This is a genomic window from Armatimonadota bacterium (genome assembly GCA_013314775.1).
Lineage (GTDB): Bacteria > Armatimonadota > Zipacnadia > Zipacnadales > JABUFB01 > JABUFB01.
Map to the genome: position 1 here is coordinate 1 of JABUFB010000025.1, position 24,695 is coordinate 24,695.

15 protein-coding genes and 1 CRISPR repeat array are annotated in these 24,695 nt (G+C 63.5%); of the genes, 1 reads left to right on the forward strand and 14 read right to left on the reverse strand.

The features are described from left to right. Window positions 1-433: 433 nt before the first annotated feature. From HPY44_21665 to HPY44_21710, 10 genes are all read right to left on the reverse strand, one after another. Complete coding sequence (locus tag HPY44_21665; GenBank protein NSW58629.1) at window positions 434-1,951, reverse strand: hypothetical protein; 1,518 nt, start codon at window positions 1,949-1,951, stop codon at window positions 434-436. A 982-nt stretch (window positions 1,952-2,933) separates the two neighbouring features. Beyond that, entirely contained in the window at window positions 2,934-3,251 is a 318-nt protein-coding gene (locus tag HPY44_21670; GenBank protein NSW58630.1) for a hypothetical protein, read from the reverse strand. A 1,019-nt stretch (window positions 3,252-4,270) separates the two neighbouring features. Further along, the gene (locus HPY44_21675) at window positions 4,271-4,654 is read right to left on the reverse strand and encodes a hypothetical protein (GenBank protein NSW58631.1); all 384 of its coding nucleotides are present in this window, start codon (window positions 4,652-4,654) and stop codon (window positions 4,271-4,273) included. A 353-nt stretch (window positions 4,655-5,007) separates the two neighbouring features. Beyond that, window positions 5,008-6,408 (reverse strand): hypothetical protein, encoded by a 1,401-nt coding sequence (locus HPY44_21680; GenBank protein ID NSW58632.1) that lies wholly within the window; start codon window positions 6,406-6,408, stop codon window positions 5,008-5,010. A gap of 106 nt (window positions 6,409-6,514) precedes the next feature. Beyond that, window positions 6,515-8,023, reverse strand: a complete 1,509-nt coding sequence (locus HPY44_21685; protein ID NSW58633.1) for a tyrosine-type recombinase/integrase — start codon at window positions 8,021-8,023, stop codon at window positions 6,515-6,517. An 812-nt stretch (window positions 8,024-8,835) separates the two neighbouring features. Continuing rightward, on the reverse strand, window positions 8,836-9,429 hold the full coding sequence (locus HPY44_21690; GenBank protein ID NSW58634.1) for a transposase: 594 nt from the start codon (window positions 9,427-9,429) through the stop codon (window positions 8,836-8,838). A gap of 689 nt (window positions 9,430-10,118) precedes the next feature. After that, window positions 10,119-10,526, reverse strand: coding sequence for a hypothetical protein (locus HPY44_21695; GenBank protein ID NSW58635.1), 408 nt, complete (start codon window positions 10,524-10,526; stop codon window positions 10,119-10,121). A gap of 22 nt (window positions 10,527-10,548) precedes the next feature. Beyond that, the gene (locus HPY44_21700; GenBank protein NSW58636.1) at window positions 10,549-10,914 is read right to left on the reverse strand and encodes a transposase; all 366 of its coding nucleotides are present in this window, start codon (window positions 10,912-10,914) and stop codon (window positions 10,549-10,551) included. A gap of 159 nt (window positions 10,915-11,073) precedes the next feature. Further along, window positions 11,074-11,310: a hypothetical protein gene (locus HPY44_21705; GenBank protein NSW58637.1), complete on the reverse strand. Its 237-nt coding sequence runs from the start codon at window positions 11,308-11,310 to the stop codon at window positions 11,074-11,076. 45 nt (window positions 11,311-11,355) lie between these two features. Then, on the reverse strand, window positions 11,356-12,732 hold the full coding sequence (locus HPY44_21710) for a hypothetical protein (protein ID NSW58638.1): 1,377 nt from the start codon (window positions 12,730-12,732) through the stop codon (window positions 11,356-11,358). 742 nt (window positions 12,733-13,474) lie between these two features. On the opposite strand from HPY44_21710, the gene HPY44_21715 reads away from it, so the two are divergent. Next, window positions 13,475-14,365 carry a tyrosine-type recombinase/integrase gene (locus HPY44_21715; GenBank protein NSW58639.1) on the forward strand — a complete coding sequence of 297 codons (891 nt, stop codon included), beginning with the start codon at window positions 13,475-13,477 and terminating at the stop codon, window positions 14,363-14,365. Window positions 14,366-14,374: 9 nt separating this feature from the next. Here HPY44_21715 and HPY44_21720 read toward each other — a convergent pair whose 3' ends face one another. The 4 genes from HPY44_21720 to HPY44_21735 form a co-directional block, all read right to left on the reverse strand. Further along, window positions 14,375-15,775, reverse strand: coding sequence for a polysaccharide deacetylase family protein (locus HPY44_21720; protein ID NSW58640.1), 1,401 nt, complete (start codon window positions 15,773-15,775; stop codon window positions 14,375-14,377). A gap of 131 nt (window positions 15,776-15,906) precedes the next feature. Beyond that, window positions 15,907-18,759 carry a DEAD/DEAH box helicase gene (locus tag HPY44_21725; GenBank protein NSW58641.1) on the reverse strand — a complete coding sequence of 951 codons (2,853 nt, stop codon included), beginning with the start codon at window positions 18,757-18,759 and terminating at the stop codon, window positions 15,907-15,909. Continuing rightward, window positions 18,756-20,843 carry a hypothetical protein gene (locus tag HPY44_21730; protein ID NSW58642.1) on the reverse strand — a complete coding sequence of 696 codons (2,088 nt, stop codon included), beginning with the start codon at window positions 20,841-20,843 and terminating at the stop codon, window positions 18,756-18,758. The genes HPY44_21725 and HPY44_21730 overlap by 4 nt, the downstream gene beginning before the upstream one ends. Before the next feature lies 1 nt (window position 20,844). Continuing rightward, window positions 20,845-22,161 (reverse strand): hypothetical protein, encoded by a 1,317-nt coding sequence (locus HPY44_21735; protein NSW58643.1) that lies wholly within the window; start codon window positions 22,159-22,161, stop codon window positions 20,845-20,847. Between the two features lie 85 nt (window positions 22,162-22,246). Continuing rightward, window positions 22,247-24,658: direct repeats of the CRISPR family, unit length 29 nt; unit sequence CGGTCCATCCCCACGGGTGTGGGGAATAC. The last annotated feature ends 37 nt before the right edge of the window (window positions 24,659-24,695 follow it).

Genomic DNA, 24,695 nt, shown 5'->3' on the forward strand with positions numbered 1-24,695 from the left:
CTGGACGTCTGATAGGTAACCCTCGACAAGCCCTCTATCCTCGCGCCTTCAATCCAATCTTGCGCCCTGTCCAGCCGGTAGCCGGAACACGCATCCGCGCCGCCGGTGCGCGGTTCGTGCTGACCGACCTGTGAGATGCCGTCGCAGGGCAGTCAACCGCGAGACTGTCGGGGAGGCAGTTCCGCTCTGGGAGATGAATATGCCCTTAACCGCGTGGTCCAAGCGCCGAAGCGCGCGACTGCAGCTGCTCCGCTGGCGCGTTCGAACTGAAGCGGCTTCCCCGGGCACGCTTCCCGCCAATGGTCTTTGCTCGCCCGTCCGAAGCCCGTTGCGGGCCGTTCGGGGCCACTGCGTACCGAGATCCGTCATGGGGGCGTTTCCTGTGTTATCGTGTCGCGGTCGCCGGGGGGCATCCGATCCCGCGCCCCGGTCCTCACTTGTCTGCCGCGAACCTGAACGCGTAGAGCTTCGTGCCGTACTGCAACTCGAATCGAAGACGCACGGGGCGCCCTTGCAGAGAAACAACGTCGCTGCTGCCGCCCCAGGTCACCGCATGGCTTGTGGAGTTGGCACTGTGAATGCGGTCACAGTCCGCAAGCGCGTAGCCCTGGATTGGCTCTCCGTTCTCGTCCTGAAGTTCGACGCGAGCAAGACCGATGGCTGACGTCTCCAGGTTCAGCCGCAGTTCGCTGCCCTCGAATCGCAGAGGGGGAGTGGTGAATTCGCCGCCGGCATAGTCGGCCTCGACGCACGTGAAGCCATCCTTGCGCAGAACCACTCTGCTCAGGGTGTAGTGCTCCAGGGCTTCTCTGTTACCCGTATGGGGGTCGTCAAGCCCGATGTAGTACATCCATATCTCATCGCCGTGCAGGTGCATCCACCGGGTCATGTACATGTTCTGTGCATCGAAACTGCCCGGCTTCTCCTGGGGGATCCACGGCCTGCGGTCGTAGCGGATCCACCGGATGCCGTCCCGGCTGGCATCGAGCACGATGTCCTCGACCCCGGCGTTGTAGATGCCCGGCTGACCGTCAACGCTGCCTCGCGGGAAGGCCGACATGTCCACTGGCAGGTACCAGTCCTCGTACGAACGGTACCGGCAGTTGAAGAGGAAGTAGGCATCCTGGGCATAGGGGTACTGCACGACCTGCGGGCAGTAGAAGTCCATGACCCGGACGCCGCCGAAGATCGGGTCCTGGTCGTCCGGCTCAAGCACGATCTCGGGCATGGGGAAGCTGGACAGATCGTCGGTCACCGCACGCCCGACTGTGCGCAGGGCGTACCGGTTTGCTGCCCCGAGTTTGTGCAGCCCGACTCTGCTGAAGTACTCCACGCGCTCCGGAGGACACTCATACACCTTGTTGGCGCGAACATACGCCACGTACTTCCCGATGCGCGCGTCGTAGAAGCACACGTTGTGGCTGTCCATGCCTCGGGGGTAGCAGGCCTGGGGCGGGAAGACACCCTCATGGAGCGTACGCCAGTCCGAGCCATCGCTCGCGCACAGGATTCGGTTGCGCATCCCGTCGATCCGCTTGAAGCGTTCGCTGTCGGGGGCATTCGGGTCCACGAATATGGTGGTGTCGCTGAACACGATGCCGAGTATATCGTCTGGCTCGGGCGGGCCGAACCCCGAGACCCGGCGCCAGTGAACACCGTCCTTGGTCAATGCGCTGTACCAGGGGAAGTCCTTGCTCGGCTCCACCAGCGATGAGTACCCGCCGATGTTTCCGACGATGCACCGCTCGTTCGTCTTGACCGGCGGACAGACCACAATCCGCGCTCTACTGGAGCTCTGCAGAAACCGCCCGTCGATGAAGACCTGGTTGCGCGAGCCGATATCGATGGCAGTTGCCTCCTCTGCCGACCAGGCTGCCGGCAGGACGAGCAGGCCGACGGCGAGCGCCAGCAGCGAACCTGATCGGGCGCATGTACAGTGAGCTCTGCCCATGGCCTGCGATCCCCTCTTCCGGTTCGGCGGGACCATCCTCTGGGGCTCGGAGTGCCTGTTGGCGGGATCAGTGTGCGCGCTGGCCAGGACGGTCCTGCAATGGATAGTCCCTTGGAGCGTCCTTCCCCGCTGCGTGATCGCGCACCTTCCGCGGAGCCGTCCTCGCAAGTACCGGAACAGCCCTTCTCTGCCTCTCTGCACGTGAACACTCAGGCGTGGCGGTGCTGCCGCGATGGCGGTGGGCGAACGGGTTGTGCGGCCTGAAACTGGGTTGTTGAGTGAGGTAGGAGGGGAAGCGCAATCCAAGCCCATCTGTAACTCGACAGGCATCATAACCCGACGTGGGCACCCCTGTCTGTGAGCGCAAGCATGCTCGTTGTGGGGGCCAGAAGAGCCGTTATCATACCCATCGGCCCGGCTGATACCGAGCCGATGGGACGCCTGATCGCTGCTGTCTGTAAGCGATTGTGAGCTATTGTGCCGGTCGGGGCGCGTTCGGGAGGCGTCGGTCTGCCGTTACCACTTGAACGTGCGCGTCGTCCTCGCCCGGAGCGTCTCGGGGTCGATGGGCCGGCCGCGTTCATCGAAGGCTTGCATTCCGACGGGGGAATGGGGAAGTAGCCTTCCCGGGTCCCGGGGCGCAGGTCCTTGAGTAGGATAGACCCCGCGATCATCGGCTTCGCACGAGCCTTCGAGAACTCGTCGACGTCTGTCTTGGTGGGGAAGGTCCAGATGGCCGTGGGTGTCCAGTCCCTCAGCCGGTAGTGAGCGAGCATCCAGAGCGAATCGGACACGTAGGTGACGGTCTTGCGGCGCTGGGCGCAGGCGATGCAGACGTGGGTAGAGGATGGGGCGCGCAGGATTGCTTCGGCGTGCCTTGTCCCGGCGAACCTGCAGGGCATCCCCTGCTCGGTCCGCACGTGGGCAGCAGCGACGGCGAGAGGGCTTGAGTTCGACAACGTCCCGGCAGCGCTTAATGTTCTCAGCCAATTCCATGCGATGCGACAGACCCAAGGAAATGGGCTATCTCGTGAAGCGCTTCCAGTGCTCCGTCCGCGTAGGACGAGACAGTGTTCTTCGTGCCGTCTTTGGTGCACTCGGCTGGGTTACCAACGAGGAGTTCATTGGCCTTTACAGGCCCAATAGGCCTGCTAATGGCCGAATCCGGGTTCTTCGAGACAAGGCCGCCATCAGTGATCTGACCGTCCATATTCGCCGTAGCTTCCATGAGCCGCTCGCAGCTATTCAGGACTTCACGGGCCTGTCTCTCGCGCAATTCCTCGCGGATTCTGTCGCACATTTGTCGTATATACGTCTTACGTCTGCCAGGCCAATCCTCGGCCTTCGCACGCTTCTGGAGCGTGTTGCATGGCACCCCATGCTTCTCTGCAAGGTCGCGGTCCCGGCTCTGTCTTGCGTCGTGCTCGGGGGACATCCGCGGTTATCCAGGCGGCGGCTCTGCCTGCCCCCCGATTTCGCCAAAGCGGTCACACTGCCCAGAGCAGGAGGCGTCGTCGGTTGGCCTTCAGCGGCGGCGATTGTCTCATTGAGAAGCTCCTCGCATTCCTCTTCGGGAAGGTCGTAGGTGTCATATGGGCTGACGCTTCCGGCTTTCGCGGTAATCCGCGCCTTGACCAGTCTGTGCTTCTCAGTGGCAATGCCGGCGCTGATCGTGTTTGCCTTGCGCGCCGAGCGCTTCTGGGTAGTCCGTGCACCCGTCAGTGAGGTGCAGGCAGTTCCATACCACTGCTCCCCGAGGGCCGCGTTACGCTCAGCAAGGTCCTCGGAGTGGGTCGCAATCCCCTTTTTCTCAGCTTCCAGAGACGCCTCGTGCCAGAAGCGGGACCGCTTCTCCGTCCAATTCCCGCGGGTACAGCGCTTGCGAACGGTGTCGTGGGGCACACCGTACCTGTCAGCAAGCTCCGTGGTCGAAGGCTTGAGTCCGCTCTGAACATACTCGGTCTCGATGGCCCGCCAATCAGGTCCCGAGACCGGCGCGTCCGGAGAAGCGTCGACAATAGACGTTCCACGTGCGACGTCCGCAAGTCCGTCCTGGGGCTGTGAGTCTGAGTTGTGCGTGCGACCATCGTCCCGTCCTGCATCAAGGCTGCGCGTCGGTGTGGTCATCTCTGTTCACCTCGTTGATCTGCATTCTGTCGCCGACGGCTGCTGGGTACAGTCACACGTCAAGGAGCTCTCCCCGCGTCTCGTCAGCTTTCCACGGATCCTGGAATACGAACCAGGGTGTCCTCCGCTACGGCCAAGCCGAAGCATTGCCGGCAGGGCTGCAGAGAATGAGTTTCTCACGGGCGGTGTAGGTCATGCCGGCCTGCCGTCCGCATCAACATTCTCAACGACCTGGCAGATACAGTTCACAACGTCGCGCCAGGTCGCGACTTCCTCGCGCCCCACCGTGCGGGGGCAGACATTGCGCCCCGAGATGATGTGCCCGATGAACTGTGCCTGCGAGACCAGCGAGTGAGCGGGCATCATGGCACACCTGCCTTTGACCCAGAATCGGTACACGGTGGTGGAACGAAGACGGCCGGTGGCATGCCTGATCTCAGTGCGCTCGATCGCGTCCAGGGGGATGTCAAGGTACATCCCCACCGCATCGATCCGTTCGTAACGGGATAGCTCCCCATCCATGATCTGTTGCCCCGCGCCGTCGATTACTTCCTGCTTGTCTGAGTCCATCGGCATCTCGTTACCTCCGCCCAATCGGGCTGTCTCCGCGTGTATTTATGACTTTTCTGTGGCTAACCAAGGATTACTCAAGACTACATCAGATTACAGATGCTCGTGTAATCCGATTTTGGCCGTAGAGGCCATTCTCAGGCCCGTAGCGGGCATTCCTCTCGAGGATTACACGATTACACCTGTTCTGATGAGTTCTGCGGAATTGCCTGTTTTTTCTCCAGAAGAAAAAGGTGGTGTAATCCGTGTAATCCTGTAATCTTGCTCCGTGAAAAGTGCTATATAAGTAGCCCCCCAAAGGCTCTCCGAAGATTACATTTCGATTACACGGATTACATGAAGCCCCCCCACGGACTACGCTACTCCTCACGCACTGGCACCCCCCAGTACCGCACCGGCGCTGAACCATTCACAGGATGTTCACGTTTATGGACCCCCGATTCGCCGCCGATTGCTTTCAGAAGCTGGGTGATTCTGCGGTGGGGTTGCCTGTATCCCGTGTGGTTCAGATACCTGACGAGGTCGTTCAGGCTGAACCAGATGCGCCCCTCGCGTCTGAATGCCAGCCGGCCGTTGACAAGCTCTCCGCTGGGGATCTCCACGGTATTCTGGCCATCGATAAACCCGTACACCAGGTCCATGAACTCCCCTATAATCGTCGCGCCTTCGCCGGCCTCGATCTCCTCCGACGCCCGGCAGATACAGGCGACGCAATCAAGCCAGGTCGGGACTTCCTTGGTGCCGATTTTTCGCGAAGGCTGGTCTGCGGTGCTTACCATCTGACCGATGAAGACGCTCTGCGTGGTCAGGCTCGTGGCCTCGATCTCGGCGCACTTGCCGCCGATCCAGAAGCGGAATATGGTGGGGTCGCCCGGGATGCGCTGGATCTTCTGCAGGGGGATGTTGAGGTAGACCGAGAGCGCCTCCAGATATTCTTTCTTCGACCGGTTCGGGTCCATGATCGTGTCGGCTGCGCTCAGCTTCCTCTCTTCGCACTTCTGGCCCCTCCTTGCCGTGCCGATCGTCCTGGAGATGTACCTGGCGTCGTTGATCTTGGCGGGCTTCTCCGGCCAGTGGATTCGCCGATGCTCCCGTATCACAGCCGCGATCTCTTCATCCGTCCAGTTCGCCAGCACCGTGTAGTGGGCCAGGGCCAGGTCGTACTCGCTGCATGACTTCCCGTTGAGCGACCGGCTGGTGTGCTCCCACACGTCCTTGTACTCGGGCACGTGGGTCAGCAGGAGCTGGTGCTTCTCGGTGGGGAAGTCCGCCGACACGTCCACCGTCGGATAGGCGATCGAGTTGGGGATGTGCGCCGGGACATCGGCGCAGTATTCATCAAGGTCCTGGGGGTTGTAGCGCCGGTTCGGTTGCAGGTCGAGCAGTGTCACCGGCAGAGGCTTCTCCGGCCGCTTGACGTTGAAGGTCCCCGGTACCCGCATAACCCGAGTAAGGTCGTGAACCGCGTCGAGGGTGTAATCGTGCTTCGCCGCGATATTGGTTAGGGCATACGCGAATCCTCGGGCAAGGTTCACCGCTGCATCGCGCTCATCGTTGTCCTCGAAGCGCCAGGGCTCCCTGAACAGCCAGCCACACTGCAGGCCGTTGCCGGAGTTGAGGATGAAGGTAGGGGGGACCGGGAAGCGCTCGATAAGTGCCAGCGCCGCGTCCTGATCTTCCGGCCCCCGGGGGTGACCGTCGCTCTTGAAGTCCACGTCGCTGACAATGCCGAGGATGCCGGCCACGTTTCCAAGTGTCATGCGTTCGCGGACGCTTCCCCGCTTGTCAGCGAAGGCGATGGGCCAGTAGACGTTCAGGCCACGTTGTTCGAGGCAGAAGCGCGCGGCTGCCTCTGCGTTCGGCCCGTCAAATCAGACTGATGACTTCTCCCTCGTTGGTGCGAGGGTCCAGATGTACCAGTGGTCGGTTTCGTCGAGACCACCGTACACCGCTGACAGGAATGCTCGTGTGTCTTGCATATTGTGGATAGGGTCGGCCGGATGATCGGCCCCCTGTTCCTTTCTGTATGATTTGCGCGGATAGCGGCGCGTCTGAACGTGCAGATTGCAGCCGATGGCATGGTGTGCACTCGTCCAGGTGCTGATCCACCCGTGGTGGGGGCCGGGGCAAAGGTGCGCGATGGCCTGGTTCTCTGCGGCATCCGCAGTAGAGCCGAGGGCAGACTGCTTCGCGGGAGTCCGAGCCGCCCCTGCGCGTGCTCTGTCCGGCCCGCAGTGAATTGGCAGTCAGACCGGCTGGCGCTGGGTGATCAGCCATTGTCCCCACCACCCGGCGCGACTGGAGTGACGTCTGTCGGCCGAATGCCGAGCTTGGCCAGCTGCCCCAGGAACGCGAGTCCTGCTTGGACGTCTGCGGCAGGTCGCCGGCCAGGGCTGCGGGAGCTTCCACCCGGGTCTGCGTCGCATCAAGGCTGCGGGCGACGTCCTCCAGGTCCGTGTGGAGGTACCCCGCAGTCGTCGCGATGTCTTCGTGTCCCAGTAGGAGCTGGATCTCGCGGATGTTGAGCCCATCCCGCAGCCACCGCGTCGCGGCGCCGTGGCGCAAGGCATGGAGCGTGTAGCCGCATCCCTGCAGCCCAGCATCGCGCACCCAGCGTGTGAAGGTCCGCTGTAAGCCTGTCTGCTGCAGGCGATTGCCGGCAGAGTTGACGAACACTGCCGGGCTGGCAGCATCGGGGCGCGACAGCAAATGGGTACGGAGTGCCTCCACCAGTTCGGGGACCATCGGCACGATCCGGTCCTTGCCGCCTTTAGCATCCCGGATGCGCAGGCGACGCGCGTCCAGATCAACATCCGACAGGTCCAGCTTCAGGACTTCCGACCGACGCAGGCCCGCGAGTGCCAGGGCAAGGAGAAGCGCCCTCTCAGCGGACGTGCGGCATGCATTGAGCAGGGCTTGGAGGTCTTTGTCAGTGACGAATGGCGCCTCCTGGCGCCTGACTTTCGGTGCCCGAAGGCCCTTGGTGGGGAGATCCGTGCGGACGCCCTCGAGCTCTGCGAACTTGTAGAATGCATGCAGCGCACGAATGCGGCGGGCGATGGTTGCGTCGGCGAGGTGAGCCTGGGCCCGTATATGCGCCACGAGGTCCTCCACCGAAGCCCCTTCAAGAGACGTGCCACGCTGTTGGCGCAGCCAGGCGGCGGTTGCGCGGCAATCCGACGCGTACGCAGCAACGGTGGCGGGGCGGTGCCGCAGGTAGTCACGGCAGTGCTCCGCGAAAAGGGCGATGGGGTCGTCGTCGGAAAGGACACAGCGCGGCGCAGCCGGTGCGCTGGGATGGGTAGGGGGCGGGCTGGCCTCGCGCGGACGACATGCCTGCACATCCACTGAGGACTCGATTAGGTGGACAGTCAAGCCTCAGCTCACCTCCTGGTGCGCTTAAGCGCTGCGGTGCTCTGGCCACCAAACTGCGAAACGAGAAGAGCCAGGCAGCGCAGGGAGTGAGATTCCCTGTCAACGCCTGGCTCTTTGTGCAGGACGGCTTCCTTGATTTCGGGACGCGGGAGCCGCACGTGTTGCGGCTTAGCTAGCCGGCTCTGGCCTATCCTGTCATGGAGCATCCTTCACATCTTCGGAACAGGGCGATTCCGGGGATGGGCCAGAATCGAGAACGCCCCCAGGTGCTGGATGGCGAACCTGGAGGCGCGGGACCGACTCTCATACCATTGGGCAACCGATCACATGCTTACTGCACCGCGAGTGCGGTGTGGTGGTCGTCTTCGCCTCAGATGGACGCCATCGGTCCATCGAGAACGAAAAACGCCCGAGATGTCATCCGTTACCGGATGTCTCGGGCGCCAAACCTGTAGGCACGATGATTACGTCCGGGCCAAACACTAGCATGCGGCGAACCGGAAGTCAAGCGATCTGCGCTCCGCCCAGACGCTGCGCCGTGGAACGTGGCTTAGATCAGCATACGGTTCTCTCACGTGGCGCTCCTCACACGGTGTCCGGCGGAGCCACCTGCCGTGCCGCGCTCACCAGACGGGGCGGGGTCGCGTGCCTGCAGCCGCTGCCCCGCCCGAACTCTGAACAGGAAACGAAGAAACCCGAGACCCTGTGCTCTACGGGTGTCTCGGGTACGCAAACATCCACTCACAGTAATTGCGCCTGCAGACAGGTTACCACTCAGGATCGTCCGAGTCAAGGGAGGCTCTTGCTGGTCATTACCCACTAAAATGGTAGGGAATTGGTGCGGGTTTGAGTAGTCCGCGCGTGAGTGTGGCCAGCCACGGGTCGTGGTGGCGGACCAGTTGCAAGCCCAACCAGAAGACACTCTCGGTCTTCCAGTAGTGGTACCGCTCCGACAGCCCTGCCGCTTTGGCCAGCACGCCTACCCAGTACAGGTAGGTGTAGGCCAGGGCGCACAGCAAAAGCCAGGTGGCCTTGCGCGCCAGCGTTGCGTAGGGCATCTTCTGGATATGCAGGTGCTGCTTCAAGTCGCGGAACATCTCTTCGATCTGCATGCGGCTGAAATACACCTGTCGCGGTTTGCCCGCGCGGTCCAGGCTGGTGGCCAGATTCCAGCGGCTCCCTTCGCTCTCGCACACGAGCACCTGCAGGGGCACCTTGCGCTTGGCATGGTAGCGCACGCTACCCAGCCAGCGCAGGGACTTGCGGCCCAGTGCAATGTCGCCCGTGCGGCACGCCTTGCCGTTGACCCATAGGGTGGTGTTGTTGTCGAAACGGACCACGCAATCGATGCCTTCGTGCAGGAGCATCTCGAACAAAGAGGCTCGAGCGAAGCCGCGATCGGCCACCAGCCGTGCCCACCAGCGCCTTCAAGGTCAGAATCATCTCGTGCTCGGCGGTATTGCGCGAGCCTTCCTGCGCGGTCTTTGGCAGAACCTGGCACAGCAGCGGTACCGTGCGCCCACGCGATACCAGGGCGGTCCACAGGCTCACCGTGTCATTGCCAAGGTCGGTCCAGTCGATGACCACCCGAGGCCGCTTGCTGCCGGCAGCCCGCAGCCAGTTGAAATACACCATCTGCGCCATGATCTGCTCCCGGGGCAGACGCGGGTTGTCGATGAACCGCCAGACCCGCTTGATACGGTGGATCAGGCGAACGGCACCCACCATCCACCGCGCCACTGCCGACAGACTTGGGCGGCCAGTGGCCAGCAGACCAAAGACGACTCAACACAGGTTCGTGAACTGGGTCTTGCACAGGCCGGGCACGATGCGACAGCAGAAGGCGCTGACGTCACGATAGGCGAACCTAGGCATGACCGAGGCCCCGGGTGAAAGGGTTTGTTGGTGCAATCCCATTTCCCCACACAGGCTTCGGTCACTTCCTTACTACAGACAGAAAAGTGGGTAAGAGGCAGCGCTCGTACGTGTTGACATCCAACGGCGCTATCGATACTGTGCTCACGGAGCTACCCTCTCGGAGATTGGTTTGGGTGGTAACCTACCGTTCTCCGAACAAAGGTAGCTCCCTGCGTTCTCAGCAAAATTCACGCCCCGGCATTAGACTTCGGTACAGACTCCCCCGTTCCTGGTCCTCGTCCAACACCGCTTGCAGCGCCCACAGGTCCCGGTAGCCCACGATCCGTCGGAAGCTCTTCTCCGTCTCAAGGTATGCCACCGCTGCCCACCGCGAGACCATCGCCCCGTTGCGCCAGTTCGTGACACGTCGGGCTCTGAGGCGCACCCCCGCTGTCGGGCTGTCGATGATGTTAATCGTCGCCAGGCAGCTTCTGAGCTTCGGCGGCAGTCCGATGAAGTCCTCCATCGCCATCTGCGCCTGCTCAATGAGCTCTACCATCGGCAGCCGCGCTTGGCCATTCTCGGTCAGAAAGGCCGTCCGGTTTGTGCTGTCCTTCTTCGCGGCGCTCTGATAGACTTGCTCCACGGCGGTTCTCTCCCTTCATGGGTTAGTGCTTGGGCTCGATCTTGCCAGATCGTGCCCGAGAGAGCCGCCGTTTGCTTTCTGAGCTTTCCACTACCGTTGGGACAGGCTCCGCAGCGCAGGCGCTGGGCGTCATTCTGATCTTCGTACCCGGCACGATGCCGTACAGGCGTTGGATGATGAGCTGCTTGAGGTCGTGGCGAACGTACGAGGAATGGCGCCGGTCACGCAGACAACGGGCGATTTCGGCGGTGAAACCGATACGCTCATCGAACTCGCGCAGGGCGACGAGACCGGCATCGGACGTGATCCGGCGACCGTCAAAATCCAGGCGGATTTCTCGATCATCGCGGAAGGAGAAGGCGGTCTGCATGGAGCACTGTGCCTTCACGGCAGGGACCTCCGGGAACGGCTTTATGGTTCGCTACCAAGCTATTCCGGGTCTCTGCCGCTTCGCCTCCTCCAAGTTTGTGCATAGGGTGGGTTAAGATGGCATTCTGGGAGTGCGTGCCCCGCTGGCATTCTCGTCCTTGCCGTCACTTCCAGCTCGCTATCGGTCCCATCGGAGCCGGACCGTGCATTCTGGCGCAAGATCGAACCGCACGATGCCGCGGCAGTTGCCATCCGTGTTCTCGACCCAGATGAACTCGCCGGCGTTGGAATCCAGACGCCACTGCCGCACTTCTCGCGGGACGTCCCAGATGGCCATGAGGTAGTCGGGGAAGTCAGCGCCAGCCATGAGTGCATAGGTGATCTCGTACTGGTCGGCGCCGGCCAGGACCGACACCGTGACCTCGTGATCCGGGAGGTCGGTCTCCAGGGGTTGGTCCGGTCAGGGCGTCGCGCTAGTCAGGTCGTAGCAGTGCACCGGCTTGGGGCAGGCGTACTCGAACCGGCACGTGCGCCGGTTGTCATTGTAGTTCATGAACTCCGGGGACATCGGCATATTGTACTGGGGCATCGCTCGCTCCCGGCCGAAGGCCCGCAGGGACTGGTGCACCGGCACGTAGCCCCGGGGCGCGATCCGCTGCTCGTGCCATTCGTCCGTCCAGAAGCGGTCATACTCCGGGTCGTGGGTAATCGAGCTCACGATCTGGCGCGGCATCTGGGAGTAATGCGCCCGGAAGTAGTCTGCATAGTCTGCGGCCCGAGCGAAGACGATGGGCCATCGGCGCGTATGCTCGAACGCTAGCAGATGCATGTACTTCCCGAAGAAGTCCCGGCCACGCTCCTCGTCCCAGGTGATTTCATAGGCCGCGTCCCCCCAGGCGACCGGGCTCTCGAAGTTGATCAGCGTCGTCAGGAAGTTGTGGGCGCCGCTGTTGCGCGCGGTTAGCACAGCCTCCTGAGCTGCGAGGTCGATGTAGAACCGGGCACGCTCCCAGCTCCCCCTCGCACTTGGGCGGTGGAACCCGATGGGGCCGTGGAAGTGCCAGCTCCCGGTGAATTTAGAGACGCACGAGATGGCCTCGGTCGGGCCCTCCTGGCTGGGGAACCGGTAGTCTGTCGGGCCGATGTAGAAGGGGAAGTAGGGAGCGCTCATGCCGCAGGTGCTGGCCCTGGGCACGGAGCCGTCGATGACGTCGAAGCTTTCAGCGCGCGCCGTCTGCACCCTGGCATTGGACAGGCCGCCGCCGTACCACAGGTTGGCCACTCTCCCCACATCGAGGCCGCGTTTGCGGAGACTGGCAACGCTGGCCCTCACGGCTCGGGCGGCATCCTCAATGGCCCCGTCCGCGCAGGACGCCGGCATCCCGAAGACCGCCCCTGCGCCGTACCGCTGCTGCTCCTGAAGCAGACGCAGCGCAAGCGGTTCGTCTATCTTGTCGGGCTCGATGCACCAGTCGAGGGGCAGCCCGCCGTTGTTGATCTGAGCCCCTTCGGTCGGAGGGAAGGGCGTCGGCCAGCTCCACACCGTGGGCCGGTAGACCACGTAGGTGGGTTCAATCGCGGCGAAATAGCGGTACGCGGTCCCGTAGCGCCGACTCGTCCAGCGAGCCAGGTAGTTGCTCTCCACCTCCGGTACATACCGGATCGACTCTGCCGGCGACAGGACCTCCCGCTCCAGGTCGTCGAGCCACTGCAGCCGCTCTGGCGACTGCCTCGCGCGCTCCGGGTGGCAGGACTCGAGGTAGCACGGGAACACCTCGAACCGACCGCCCGGCGTCACGCCACGCAGCGCGAAGCTGACTGGTTCGCCTCTCTCCACCAGTCGGAAGTCGAGCTAGAACTCATCACCGGGTACGCCGTCGCGATCCATGCCTGGTCGTCCTCCAACCTGGATGCGGCGCGCGGAACAACGGCTCTACACGGCTCGGTCGCACTGCAACGCAGCCGGGTCTCCCGAGATGCGGTGCTGCCCGGCCCGGCCTCACGCCCCCTGAGGCCCCCGGCCGCCGGTTGCCCCCAACATGTCGCTTCCCCGTCTCAGTCTTGCTCTCCTACCAGTCCGAGGCCGCAAGCTGCGCCAGGAGTCAGCACACTGACGGCTGGTGGTCCTATCGCCATCGGGGGCCGGTGCGGCCCACGGCTCTACCGGGACGCGCCAGAAGGTACGTGCCCATGTTAGCGCGTGCGAGAAAGCCGCGAGTCGGAGGCAGGAATCTGGTATCGCACGGCGAATAGAAGTGTGACGTGCGTGAAACGCCAAGTTATTGGCACGTTCCAGCTTGTCCGCTACGCCCTCTCAGACGGCACCTGCTTCTCCGATGGTGTCAATAATCCGGCTTATAGACTCACTTTCCGCTGCTTATGGGCTCACTTTTCGCGCCGAGCGTATGGTCGGGCGATGAAGTGAGCCCTGTTGCAGTATTATGGTCTCACTTTCGGGCACTCGGAGGTCGCCCGCATCGCGCCCGGCAATGGGGCGCCGAACGAGCTCAGAAAACTGCTTATGGTCTCATCGGCAGATTCGCGGTCTGACAACGCCAATCATCAAGGAGCGTTGTCCGATGCGAATCGAGCCGCTGTATGAAGAGTTCCTGACCTACCTCGCCGTCGAGCGCAACTGTGCGAAGCTGACTGTTGAGGCGTACCAGTCCGATGGCCGGATGTTCCTGCGGTTCCTCGAAGAGCTGGGCAGTGGACCGGACGTGGAAGCCGTCACGAAGCACGTTCTGCGCCAATATGTGGTCTGGCTGCGGGAACGCGGCCTGCAACCCGCGACCGTCGCCCGGCGCATCCACTCGCTGCGGTCCTTCTGGAACTATCTCTGGGACTGCGAGTACACCGACGACAACCCCTTCCGCAAGCTGACACTCCCGAAGCAGTCGCGCAAGCTGCCGACGTACCTTCCCGAGGACGACTGCCGGCGCCTGATCGACGCGGCCGGCGAACAGGCGTCTGCGTTCCTGTCGTGCCGGGACCGAGCGATCCTCGTCTTCATGCTGTTCACCGGTGCGCGGCGGAGCGAGGTGCTGGGACTGACGTGGGACGCGGTGGATCTGGAGGAACTCACGGTGCGGTTCGTGGGTGCGAAGGGGGACAAGAGTCGGGCGGTGCCGTTAGCCGAGCCCGCTGCGGAAGCGCTGCGGGAGTGGGCTGCGGTCCGACCGAACTGCCAGCACCGATACGTGTTCACGACCCAGTGGGGCGCGCGACTGGGGAAGCGGGGACTGTGCACGACGCTTGATCGCGCTCTGCGTGCCGCGGACATCGATACGTCGGTGACGCCCCACAAGCTACGGCATTCATTCGCGTGCATGATGCTGCGCAATGGCGCGGACCTGAACTGTCTGCAGCGCATGCTGGGCCACACGCGCCTGGACACGACGGGGGTCTACCTGCAGGCGACCGCGGAGGACTTACGCGAGGCGATGGCGAGGCATCCGCTGGGCGGCTGACGGCGCCCTCTACCGGCGCTGAATCAGGTACTCGCCATTCTTGGGCGGCAGGTCGAAGCGGATTACCGGGCGGTCGCCGTTCATCGCGCGGCGAATCGCAACCGCGTTGTGCTGTGCGTCCTCGATCCGAACCGTGTGTGGAGTCCATCCATCCGGCAGCCCTATTTGCACGGTTAGCGGCTGGTCGTATAGCGCCGGGTCGGTGCTGCAGGTGATAGACAAGCGGACTGCGTCCGCGCCCTCACGGCGCAGGGACAGCGCGGAGCAGGCACGCTCGCGTTCGTACTTGTGCACTGCGGTCATCCCCGCGATCCACAGGTCCGGCTCTCGCTCGCGCGTGATCTCGAGGACGGCGCGGAAGTTCTCTTCGGTGACCCACGGCTTCTCGATCTGGTGGAAGAGGGCCATCGCCCATGCGCCAGTCTCGATGGCCTGCTTGAGTAAGTCCCTGTATGCACTGACCCGGTTGTTGGTCATTGAGATCGCCAGCCGCGGGCGCGGGCAGACCAGATTGTGCCTGTCCAGGAATTGGCGCAGCGGCATGGCGTGGGTCCAGACGGTGCCGCCTCCGGAGTTGAAACAGATCAGTCCGCTCCTGCCGGGGAACAGCGATCGGATGTATGTCGCCGCTTCCCCGAGTTCGCGGTCGACCTCGGCATCATCTCCAGCGCCTTGGTGGTGCATGGTGTGGTTGGCGAACTCCTGGTCGCCGCGGGCGGCGCAGGCTTCCCATTCATCCCGGTGCGCGATGAACTCGTCGACGCCGGGATTGATGTAGAAAGTGCCGCAGTACCCGTACTCCCGCAGCATCGGGATCGCTCTGCGAATGTGGCTGGGGTAGGAGTCGTCAAAGCGGAAGCTCAGGGCCGCCTGACGTCCGTCGTACCATCGGCAGACGGTCGCGACAAGCCCCGTCGTCGGCTCACGGACAGTGCGGGCTTCCTCACCGGGAGGCGCCGAGACGCCGTCATCCGGAGGTGCCGCTTGCACGTAGTAGACCCCGTCGCGCGCGGGCACGCGCACCAGGATCTGCCGCTCAAGACCGGACTGGCGACGGGCGGGTATTCGTGCCCCGTCGGCGTCGGTTACCTCGATATCATACTCGTAGCCGGGCCAGCGGGGTACGAAGTCCACCTGAAGCGTCAAGGGTTGAACAGTGCCCTCTGGTTCCCTGTGGAAGGTGACTTCAACCCTCACGCGGGTTGGTCCAGCCTCCTCGGCCAGGACCCGCGCATCGCCGCGCACGACCTCGTACACCTTCTCATCATCAGGCTGCCCCATCCACCCTTGCCAGGGCGCGATCTGCACGGTCATGTTGCCGGCACGGACAGCCTGGGTGTCCGCGAGTACAGGCAGCAACGCTGCCGCGAGGAAGAGCAGGGCCGTCGCGAGTTTCTCACGCCATGCCATAATAGGTCTCCCCGGCCGACAGGGTCCCAATCAGTTCCCGCTTGAGCACTCCAGTCCCTTCCGGGACTGCCTGCATGCGGAGCGTGCGTGGCCTGGCTGGCAATGGCCGCCCATGGTGCCGCTCTCTGTGTCTACCCCCCGCGATCCGCCGAACTCCAGACAGCCAGGTCCAGCGCCAGTTCACTCGCGGCGGATTCGGGGAGCGGCAGGCGCTGGGCGATGCGTTCGGTGGTGAGGGCGTCGAGTTCGAAACGTTCGCCCATCACCACCTTGAACCAGCGCTCGCGGTCCATGACCACCCGGAACATCTTCTCGTCCTGGGTCTCCGCGATGTATGGCAGGAAGACTTCGATGGACCGGCGCGTGCGCTCCGCCTTCGCGCCGATGCGGTCCACGCGGCCGGTTCGCTGCTCCAAGCAACTCGGGTTCCAGCTCAGGTCGTGGTGGATGACATGCTGGCAGTTCAGGTGCAGGTCCACGCCTTCGGCCATGACGCTGCTTGCGATGAGTACTTCAGGATAGAATGGGGTGTTGAATGCCAGCATAAGGCGTTGCCTGGTCTCGGGCCGGCTGGCTCCGTTCACCAGGCGCACGTTGGGGAGCAGTTGGTCGGCGCGGTGCCCTTCTAGCTCGTCCTTGCTGAAGGACGCCATCACGTCTGACCCGGTATGGGATCCGGTCTGGATGCGCTTGACTGCGTCGATATAGTGCTCGCGTTCCGCAGCACCGCACCGGTTGACCAGGAACTCGAAGAAGTCGCGAATCATGCCCTGCAGGGAGCGGCCGAACTCTCCGTCTGTGCCCGTGGCTGCGGACACCTGCGCGGCATCGAGATGGCCGGGCTCAAGCGGGAAGTAGCGCGCCAGGAAAGAAGGAGTTCGCACGTTACGTCTGACCGCCTGGACCAACGCGTCATGCCACGGGGTGAGGGCCTCGAACTCGGATAGAATGTCCTCAGCGACACCGTCCCAGGCACGGCGCACCGGGGATTCCTCGTCGAAGAACCGCTGCGCTATGCGCTCGAGCAGATCGGGGGCCTCTTCAGGCGCGCACTTGAGCTTGCTTGCCGCAAGTGCACAGATGCGGGCGTGGATGGCCGACGAGATGTACTGGCGCAGGGCGCGGCCGGTTGCGATGTAATGGCAGAAGACGAGAACCTTCTCGCCGGACTCCCAGAGCTTCACCGTACGCGCGACGGTGGCCGCGAGTTTCGGGTGCTGTGCGCAGTCGGGCGCATCGGCTGCCGTCAGAATGCTTTCCAGTGTATTCAAGTACCAGTCGGCTGCGTTGCCAAGGTCGTCGATGCGCCACTCAGTGTCATCATCGGTGTCGAGAGCGGCGCACCGACCGGCCTTTGCTTCTGCGCGCGTGTGTAGGAAAGCCTCATAGCAGGAGCACAGGCCCTCGGCGAAGAGAGCTCTCGCGTCACCCGTCTGGCACGCAGCACGGGTGGCGATGAGAAATGGCAGCACGCAGCAGTCTTCGACCGGAATGCCGCCAGTCTGGATGTCCGATCGGTCAAGTATCGCGGCGCCTTCCCGCCGTAGGCGCCGGGGCACGCGGGGCTGATCGGGCAGGTGATCCGGCCGCACGTGACGGATGACCCACGGCCGAAGCTTCTCCTCGGCGTCCCGCATACGGATGTTCGCACGTTCCCAGCAGCCCTTGACCTCTGCAGCCGGTGTGGTGACCCGATCTGACTTGCGGGCTCGACGCCACCACTGTTCAACATCATTGACCGGCTGTTCGTCCACGATAAGGTCATCGGGTCTTAGCCGTCCCCACGCCGTGTCGAGGGCGATAGCCGCATGTTGGGCTGCGTCGAGAGACGCTCTCAACCCAGAGAGCCGTCGGTGATAGTCGTCTCTGCTACATTCGGGCGGGCGCTTGCTCTGCCAGTCTATGCCGTCAAAGCGTTCGAGCACCGAGACGAGCTCATCATGCCCCAGCTGAAACGGTGTGGCCGTGAGGAACAGCATGCGCTCGAACACGCCGCCGAGAGGACCTGCAGCGACTTCGTTTGCGTCGTCCACGGCTTCGGGCACGTGGAACAGAGAGGCGAGACGCGTGCCGGGATTCTTGACGTGATGCGCCTCGTCGAGCACAAGCAAAGGCAGTGAAAGGTCGAGTTGCGCGAGGCAGTCCTTCCACAAGTCCCGGCATTGGTCCTTGAGGACAGCTCGCGCGTGGCGCAGACGCCGCTCGAAGTGTTTGGTATGTCTGCGCGGTATCTGCTCAAGGGCCTCGTAGAGCGCAGTCGTGTCGAGGTGCGGCAGCACATCGCACACGGAACGCGGCACGGGATCGTCATCGTTGGAGGCGTCACGGTCGCCTTCGGGGTCGATGCCGTACTTGCAGAGGACCCGCAGCCATCGTTCGGGAGGCGTCTGCAGCAATTCCACCCAGACGTCGGTCCCGCCCTTGTCCACGTGGCGCAGGTACAGCAGTTGCCCCAAGACGAGACGCAGGGACTGCCGCAGCTTATTGACGCCATGCTTGCCGCGGATAGCGCGCTGGATCAGCGCCAGCATGACCCAGGGGTCACCGAGCGACCTGCTCAGAGCGCCGTGGGTGACGAAGATGATCTGTTTGCGCCGCTCGGGTGGGTCATCGAGAAGCTTCAGGAACTCGACTGCTTTCCGTGCAGTGCCCGCACGGAGGTGCTCTGCCGCTGACGGTGGCAGGCATTTCTCGCGGAAGAGCGCGAAGTCGCGGGGCCATTTCTCGTGGAGCGATGCCGGCACCATGACCACCACCGGCCTCTTTTCCGGGTCGAAATGGGCGACCGACGCGGCCACCGCCAAGGCCACGAAGGTCTTACCCATGCCCACATCATCCCCAAGCACCAGGCCTGGCAGTTCACCCAAACGATCGAGGATCTCGCGGGCGGTCACTTTCTGGCGCTCGGCATCCTCGCGGGCGATGCGGTCGCGAACCCAGAGCTCAATATCTTCCCAGTAGCGGTACGGGCGGCGGGCGATCATGGGGCTCCTTCCTTGAACACGTTGCGGACGTAGTTGGCGATGCCGGTCGGGTCGGGTTCGCGAATGACTGGACATCGCTCTCTCAGTTGGCTGATCACCGTACCGATGGCTGTGCGCACTTCGCTGGCCGGGAGCGCACCGGGCAGGTCGGCTGGCGTTACCCGGGAGAGCTCGATGGCGAGCTCACACAGCAGGAACGCTCGTTCCTCATCGCTGTTGGCCTCTTTCTCAATGGCGTCGGCGAAGGCTGCAACCCCGATGGGGCCGAAAAGCCGCCACTGAAGGGCTTCCCGCGTGGCGACGGGGCGCTCGAGGCGCTCGCGCAAAGCGGTGAGGGCTCTTGCCACTCGTCTCGTGCGCTGGAGGAGGAAGCGCGATGTGTCCACTCGCTTGTGGGGGTCCAGGATCGACGTGCCGCTGATACCATTGTCCTTGGGCCGCTGGGCTCTCGCGAGGTGCGAGCGCAACAGTCTGTGCAACGGGCGTGCGGAAGTCAGGATGTTCACCAGGACGGCCAGCGGCAGGTCGCGCAGTTCGACCGGAGGCGGCAAGTCCTCGGGTGAACCGATGTTTACCGGAAGCCATGCGGCTTCGCTAGCCCCTTCCCAGGTCACCAGCAGGCCGTAAGGTGGCCGCTCCTCAGACCAGGCAATATCAATGGACGATGGGCGTCCTTGACTCCTCCACTGGTTCCCATTGAGCAGCGGCTTTCCGTCTTCCGTCGTGATGGCCCACTCTGACGGTGGGCACGTGCCGAAGCTGAGCGTCACGACGGCAGCTTTGCCCAGATCGCGGCGATAGGTTGCCGCGCCGAAGAACATTGGCAGAGCGGGACCGTCCGCGATCTCATCCTCGCCGGGTGCCTGTTCTCGCAACCAACGCAGCGGGAGAGTGGCATCTATTGGAGCGGATGGAGGCAGTGCATTCCAAAGCCGGCGGGCATCCGCCGCACTCCGCTCCCGGTGGGCGCAGAAGACCAGGTTCGCCTCCAGGTTGGGCTGTGCAGCCAAACCGAGGCCGTGGCTTGTGAAGTTGCTGGACCCCATCATATATGCCACCCAGCGCGAGTTGGTGAGCAATATGACCTTCGCGTGGAGCGGCCGATAGGGTTTGTCGTCACTCGAAAAATCGGTCAGTTGGACCGCATGCAACCGTGTCTCAAGTTTGCGAGGTCCACCTGGCTGCGCGTCGAGGAGACTCTGCGGAGCGTGTAGCAGCAGGCCCTCACCGTCGTCGGCAGAGATCGGGTCGGTCACCACGTGGAAGTGAACCGTGGCCTCACCGCGCTTGCGAAGCACACCCCAGAGCGCTTTCGCCGGCTTGTTTGGTACTTCGGGTGAGTCGAAGAACGGGCTCACCACGTGGGCCTCTTTGGGCGGTGATCCCGAGGGCCATATGGACCGAAGCTGCAACAGGGCATCCTGCCTGCCCGGACCCACAAGGACTGGAGTCACTCGCACAACACCGCTACGGTGCGTGGCCGTTCCCCAGTCGTCGGGAATCGCTTCCACCCGGTCGAGCAACCGCGTGACCCTCTCCTGGGCTGCAGACAGCGGCTGCCCCGGCGACTGGGCCAATGCGGTGCATTCGCGCAAGAGTACAATCATTTCTCGCAGGCACTCAATCGGAGCAGCTCCGCCCGGGTGGTAGTCCAGGGCAGCGAAGGCTTCCTGGTTGCGCCGGTACCCGTCATCCGTCAGGTTGGCCGAAGCAACCACGAGCCGCACGTGGTCGGACCAGACCAGCAGAGTGACCTTTGCATGCAATAGACCTCCCTGCGGCCTGATTGGCAGAAGGTCCCAGCGCAGCGTTCGCGCACCGCGGCAGTGATACTGATCGACCAGGGCGGCCGCGCAGATGACCTGCGCCAGCTTCTCCTCGCGTTCTACCAGGTACACCGCGCCGTCCTCATCTGGGTCGCTCTCCAGCCCCAGGAAACGCCCCAGGCACTCTTCCTCGAAGAATGCGGATGAGAAGGTGAAGCTCGTGGCCACGCAGCCTACGGGCGCGCCTGCCGATGGCGGAGGTGACCAAACGTCAAGAAGCTTGCCGTAACCGGGTCGGGGCTTTTTCTCATTCGCCATCTCAGCTCACCATCCCCAGGTCCCGGACGAAGGACCAGAGCGGCCGAGTGCGATACTGGTGCACGTACTCCTCGTCGCCGTCGGACGGTTCGTCGCGCCGATACTGCGGCCGGACCATGAACGACCCGTCGTCGAAGCGCTCGCACCAGGGCGCCTTGCCATTGGGCGGCTTGTTCCGCTGAGTCCTGTCGTGGTGGTCCATGAGCAGGCCGACCCAGTCGCCTGGGGAAAGCTCGTGGCTGAAGTCCCCGAAGCGGGTCACGAAATCCCCCGCCAGCCGGAAGGTCTCAAGACGCTCTTGCAGTTCGGTGCAGCAGTCGGGCACTCGCTCAGACGCTAAGTGCACACTCTTAGCCTGCCCAAGCCGGGCCGGGGAGATGGGCTTTACCTGCGGGGTCATCTCGTGCAGGCAGTCGTTGAATGCATCGGTGAGCAGACGGGCGAAACGCTCGTAGGCACCGATTGTCTCGAGTAGGCTGCGCAGGTCGCCATCCGCGCTCGGCAGCAGGGCTTCGTGCACCCGGCGTTCGGAGATCCCCCCGGTCAGCAATTGTCGGCCCTGCGGCGACACGATGAAGTCCACCAGCGTTGCCCGGTGCCCGCTGCCCCTCCTGCACAGTGCATCGCGGATCACGTGGGCTTCGCGCGGGGGCACAACCGTATGCGCCAGGTGCTTGCCGAAAAACCCCCAGCCTTCCCAGCTTCCGGACCTGTCCGTCGCACCCTTCGCCAGCCCGTCGTTGATCGCTGCCTGGATGCGCTCACGCCACTTGCGTCCAGGCCCGGCGCTCGTGCCGAAAAAACCCCGGAGGTCTTGCTCCTCGGCCCAGGCAGTCAGAAGCTGGTGGCCGGTCTCTCCCAGGCCACCGGCCAGTTCCACTTCCAGCTCCAAAGCGAGACGCCGATAGACCGCGTGGAAGCCAAAGTTAGCCGGGGACTTGAGGTAGCGGGTCCGCGACAGCGGCACCCCGTCGCGGATCGCGGCCTGGGCTTTGTCGCGACCGGGCACACCGACCAGGGCTTCACCTTTGAGCGTCCGCACCAGCCCTTCCACCATGTACCACTCGAACACCAGCCACGGCTCAGTGACGCCGTCGGCCGCGAGTTGCTCTTCATCGTAGACCGAACAGATCTCGTGGGAAACGGCCATGGCCGTCAGGAAGCGTGGGTGTTGCTGACGTTCGCGGACGCCCGGCGCAAGCAGCGTGGCAAGGCTATCGGCGATGGGGTACAGGCCCAGCGGGTCGATGGACCCCTCGGCGGATTCGACGGGGTCGTACTCGGACAAATACGGCAGGCTGACAGATGCTGCAGACATGCTGGTCTCCCCCTCGGCTCTGGGTGCGCATCTCGATTCGCTATCTGGCGGTTCCTCACCTGCCAGAGGGAGTCATACACGGCATCGGTCCATCCCCACGGGTGTGGGGAATACCCTCCCGCGCCGCCGGGTCCACTGCGAGCATTCGGTCCATCCCCACGGGTGTGGGGAATACTACCTGCTGGACGGCACGCCTATCGCGGTTTTCCGGTCCATCCCCACGGGTGTGGGGAATACTTCATCGGCGGCTCTGACCTGGCGTGCAATGTCGGTCCATCCCCACGGGTGTGGGGAATACGGAAAGCCCGGTCGGGGTGAATCGCACGCTCACGGTCCATCCCCACGGGTGTGGGGAATACGTCAGGCTCCCTGGTCAGGCTTCCTGGTCAGGCGGTCCATCCCCACGGGTGTGGGGAATACATCGCGGCCCGCAGTTCGCCAGGTAGAATCGGCGGTCCATCCCCACGGGTGTGGGGAATACGCGCTTCGGCTTTGATTGGCTCTCGCACGCTGCGGTCCATCCCCACGGGTGTGGGGAATACGCCCGAAAATCGCGTTCAATCTGGTCCATATCGCGGTCCATCCCCACGGGTGTGGGGAATACCGACGCCGGTGAGGTACTCGCCTATCCAGTTCCGGTCCATCCCCACGGGTGTGGGGAATACGTCGCGTTCGCCCTTCAGGAAGATGGATGGTACGGTCCATCCCCACGGGTGTGGGGAATACGTGCGCGGGACGAGCTATCACGAGCTCGGCGGCGGTCCATCCCCACGGGTGTGGGGAATACGCCAAGTGCCACGCCTATGGCGTCCGCCTCGTCGGTCCATCCCCACGGGTGTGGGGAATACACCGGGACCTTCTGCGCAATCTTCTTCAGGTTCGGTCCATCCCCACGGGTGTGGGGAATACGCTCCTGCCGCCGCGGCCGCTATGCGCTCACGCGGTCCATCCCCACGGGTGTGGGGAATACTCGCCGAGGTCGACCGCAATGTGGCTGAACTGCGGTCCATCCCCACGGGTGTGGGGAATACGTCGATACGCAAGCGGCCCAGCGTGTTCGTGTGGTCCATCCCCACGGGTGTGGGGAATACCATGCATTGATGCCCGTTGGGGCAGGTCCATGCGGTCCATCCCCACGGGTGTGGGGAATACGGACCTATTCAGATTGCGCTGAATGACTTCAGCGGTCCATCCCCACGGGTGTGGGGAATACCTTTCGATTATATTATTGACAATTTCCATTACGGGTCCATCCCCACGGGTGTGGGGAATACACTCATCAAAGGCGCGGCTCTCACCAGTCGGCCGGTCCATCCCCACGGGTGTGGGGAATACGCTGCAACATAGTATGCCCGCGGTGCCTTCTCCGGTCCATCCCCACGGGTGTGGGGAATACTGCCGTCCAGCGCGGCGCGGATGGCGTCGATGCGGTCCATCCCCACGGGTGTGGGGAATACTATCCCGGCGTGCGCCCCGTCAAGCTCAATATCGGTCCATCCCCACGGGTGTGGGGAATACGCCGCGCTGCTTGATTGTCCATGCGCCGACGCCGGTCCATCCCCACGGGTGTGGGGAATACGCAGGGAGGCTCCAACCCGCCTCCCTTGCTTTTCGGTCCATCCCCACGGGTGTGGGGAATACTGGTCCTGATAGCTGCCGGTCCACCCGGCCTGCGGTCCATCCCCACGGGTGTGGGGAATACTACAGGTAGATATCACTGTCCGCGAAGGTCAACGGTCCATCCCCACGGGTGTGGGGAATACGTATCTGCTCGAACACCTGGCATTACCGGGGCACGGTCCATCCCCACGGGTGTGGGGAATACGACGAAACCGATGTGATGCCCATTCGCAATTACGGTCCATCCCCACGGGTGTGGGGAATACTGAAAGCCTGCTGGAGACGGCCTGGCATGAAGCGGTCCATCCCCACGGGTGTGGGGAATACCTCGCTCATCACCCCCTCGGCGGCGACAGCAACGGTCCATCCCCACGGGTGTGGGGAATACCTGATGATTGCGCAGGCCGCCGGTTTCAAAAGCGGTCCATCCCCACGGGTGTGGGGAATACACCTCTTCGGCGCGATCCAACAAGTCACGCGTCGGTCCATCCCCACGGGTGTGGGGAATACTACCACTGGTCACGCTCCTGGTAAAGCGTGACCGGTCCATCCCCACGGGTGTGGGGAATACGCCCAGGGCGGCGCAACGCGTGGCGGCGGTTTCGGTCCATCCCCACGGGTGTGGGGAATACTACCTGCTGGACGGCACGCCTATCGCGGTTTTCCGGTCCATCCCCACGGGTGTGGGGAATACTTCATCGGCGGCTCTGACCTGGCGTGCAATGTCGGTCCATCCCCACGGGTGTGGGGAATACGGAAAGCCCGGTCGGGGTGAATCGCACGCTCACGGTCCATCCCCACGGGTGTGGGGAATACGTCAGGCTCCCTGGTCAGGCTTCCTGGTCAGGCGGTCCATCCCCACGGGTGTGGGGAATACATCGCGGCCCGCAGTTCGCCAGGTAGAATCGGCGGTC